4 protein-coding genes and 1 pseudogene are annotated in these 2,888 nt (G+C 54.4%); 1 reads left to right on the top strand and 4 read right to left on the bottom strand.

Features of this window, described 5'->3' with window-relative positions; all coding sequences use genetic code 11:
• Together EDI29_RS22530 and EDI29_RS23100 are read right to left on the bottom strand one after the other, a co-directional pair.
• A pseudogene (locus EDI29_RS22530) lies at nt 1–899 on the bottom strand (type IV secretion protein Rhs); the annotation flags it as partial.
• Entirely contained in the window at nt 830–1,126 is a 297-nt protein-coding gene (locus EDI29_RS23100; RefSeq protein ID WP_241664987.1) for a hypothetical protein, read from the bottom strand. The pseudogene EDI29_RS22530 and the gene EDI29_RS23100, both read right to left, overlap by 70 nt.
• Nucleotides 1,127–1,129: 3 nt before the next feature.
• On the opposite strand from EDI29_RS23100, the gene EDI29_RS22525 reads away from it, so the two are divergent.
• On the top strand, nt 1,130–1,285 hold the full coding sequence (locus tag EDI29_RS22525; RefSeq protein WP_137742653.1) for a SymE family type I addiction module toxin: 156 nt from the start codon (nt 1,130–1,132) through the stop codon (nt 1,283–1,285).
• Between the two features lie 60 nt (nt 1,286–1,345).
• Here EDI29_RS22525 and EDI29_RS22520 read toward each other — a convergent pair whose 3' ends face one another.
• Both EDI29_RS22520 and EDI29_RS22515 read right to left on the bottom strand, forming a co-directional pair.
• A complete protein-coding gene (locus tag EDI29_RS22520) occupies nt 1,346–1,573 on the bottom strand; it encodes a hypothetical protein (protein ID WP_137742652.1) in 228 nt (75 codons plus the stop codon).
• The coding region (locus EDI29_RS22515; protein WP_277751459.1) for an RHS repeat domain-containing protein at nt 1,564–2,888 on the bottom strand (1,325 nt) is incomplete at its 5' end. The genes EDI29_RS22515 and EDI29_RS22520, both read right to left, overlap by 10 nt.

Genomic DNA, 2,888 nt, shown 5'->3' with positions numbered 1-2,888 from the left:
GTGTCGTCCTGCTTTCCGTTTTCGCCCCAGATAACCGTTTTACGGGTGCGTCTGCCCAGTGCGTCATAGCCATAGCGGGCGACAAATTCCCCCAGCGGCCCCCGGCCCCGCGCTTCGAGCAGGCGGTTATCGGCGTCGTACCGATAAAACTGCTCTGTTCCGCCATCACGTCGCCGTATCAGATTGCCCTGACCGTCATACTGATTCCACAGATTGCGCCAGTTCAGCAGGCGATTATCGAATAACGGAAAGGCGGAAGCGGAAGGGTTGCTATCCTGTATATTGTCCGCGGCATCATAGCCGTATGCGCGGTGATGCACCTGCCAGTGGACGTCAATACGTTTCAGCAGGCGGCCTTCCGCATCGTAATCGTACTGAACGTCCCCCCGCAGGGTGTCCTTAACCGAAGCCAGTTCCCCGGCGGCGGTGTAGCTCAGCGCCCGCGATAATATCTGCTGCTCCGGTGCGGCGACCTCCCACAGCCCGCTGCGCTGTGAAGTCAGGCGGCCTAAACGATCATATTCTCGTCGCTGTTCACGCCGTCCCTGAGTGCGGGTGATTTCCCGGTGCAGGCGGTCACGGGTGAACTCGCTGATGACCTGATGATTGAATTTTACCGCGCTGACGTGGCCGGAGCCGTAGTGCAGCCAGCGTAGCGTGTCACCCTCCGGCAGCGACAGCGTGCTAACATTCCCCAACGCATCCCGCGTATAGGTGATGCTCCCCTCGCTGCCGCACTCACCTGACAAATAGCCTGCGGCATCATAGGTCAACCTGACCTCATCGGCGGTGAGCCCCTGCGCCAGGCCTTCTTCGGTAGGCTCGCGTTTTAGCGAAACCAGTTGCCCTCTGTCATTGTGCTGGTAGTGAAACACGGCGTGGGCATGTGCCCGACGCACCAGTTGTCCGGCATCATCATGCTGATAAACGTGCGGGATGGCGTCCTCATTCGCTGCATTCCCGCGCTGTAGCCGCTGGCATAGGTGACACGACCGTCGTAATCGGTAAAGCGAACGACATGGTCATTACCGTCAAGCTCCCACAGTGCAACGAGGCCATCTTCCCGGCGTGCGGTTCTGCGCAGTCCTGCAAAGTCGTACTCCTGCGTGAGTTGTGATCCTACCACACGGTGGGATACGCCCCGCATAACGGCAAGCCGAACCCGCCGTCAGCGATTAACCTTAAAGGCCGCTGGCTGGAAGAGTCGGGTTTTATGACCGGGATGCCGATTACCGTGACGGTTGAACGGGGAAGGATAGCGATTGAGACGGAGATTGATCTGTAGTATCAGACTATAAAATAAAAAAGCCGGAAGGATCGTTGGGATCGCTTCCGGCTTTATTTTTTAATATATAGATAATTGAGGATTACAATATCCTTCAACAAAATCCATTAGTTCTAAAACAACGTCTTCATTTGAAACTAGCCTAAGTTCATTAAGATATAAGAGCATTTCATTTTTAGACATGCCTCTAACCTTGAAAGAAACAAGCAACTCTCTTAATTTAATAAGGTTAGAGCAAAAGGCTATTTCACTCGATAAATTTTTAATAAACTCTTCTTTTATTGGCATAATTTCCACTTCCCTTTTGTCGAAGCTAATGCTCTTTGATATTCCTCCACACTCATTGTACGACTGGGTTGGATCGTTCCGTGAGTACGTGAATCAGGGACATGTTTCAAATCCTTGCCTAAATCAGATGTATCAAGTTCCCATACAGGATCTTTTCCTGTTCCACCGAATTCTGGCGGTTTCCTGTGGTTAGGTAAACCATCAGTATTTGGGGAAACTGATACGCCTCCACTATTCGGGTGAACATTTCCATTAGCATCAACTTTAATATCTGTTCCTGGCCTGGCTCCTAATTCTCTTGCAGAAGGACCAACTTTAGGTGAGCCATTATCATTAGTCATTCCTCTTACTATTTTCTCCAGTCCCAGAGGATCAACCCATCTAATAGGATTCGGCGCATACTGGTAAAGGTTATCTCCCCCCGCTAGCCCTATCGGGTCCTGCGTCGTAAACCGGCCTACGGTGGGATCATAGTAGCGGAACAGGTTGTAATGCAAACCGGTTTCGTCATCCGCGTATTGGCCGGCGTAGCGTAACGGCTGAGGCTCCACCGGTTTGCCGTGGCGGAGTGCTGCACTGTCCTGCGTTTGTCCGTTTACCGCCCCGAAGGTGCCGTAGTCGCCGCTCCAGCGGACGGCGCCGTCTGCATCGGTCATCTCCAGCGGAGCGCCGTTCAGGTCGGTGTTGAACCAGCGGATATCGCCGTCGTGTGCTCCCGCTTGCCGGGTGATACGCGCTAACGGCGACCACCAGACGTTTGGGTCATAAACATAACTTTCTGTCCGGTCAGCGTGTCTGGCCTGCAACAGCCGAAAGCCTTCCCACAGGAAATGCGTGTCGTCCTGCTTTCCGTTTTCGCCCCAGATAACCGTTTTACGGGTGCGTCTGCCCAGTGCGTCATAGCCATAGCGGGCGACAAATTCCCCCAGCGGCCCCCGGCCCCGCGCTTCGAGCAGGCGGTTATCGGCGTCGTACCGATAAAACTGCTCTGTTCCGCCATCACGTCGCCGTATCAGATTGCCCTGACCGTCATACTGATTCCACAGATTGCGCCAGTTCAGCAGGCGATTATCGAATAACGGAAAGGCGGAAGCGGAAGGGTTGCTATCCTGTATATTGTCCGCGGCATCATAGCCGTATGCGCGGTGATGCACCTGCCAGTGGACGTCAATACGTTTCAGCAGGCGGCCTTCCGCATCGTAATCGTACTGAACGTCCCCCCGCAGGGTGTCCTTAACCGAAGCCAGTTCCCCGGCGGCGGTGTAGCTCAGCGCCCGCGATAATATCTGCTGCTCCGGTGCGGCGACCTCCCACA

This window comes from Pectobacterium polonicum (assembly GCF_005497185.1).
Lineage (GTDB): Bacteria > Pseudomonadota > Gammaproteobacteria > Enterobacterales > Enterobacteriaceae > Pectobacterium > Pectobacterium polonicum.
This window is presented reverse-complemented; position numbering and strand designations above follow the sequence as displayed.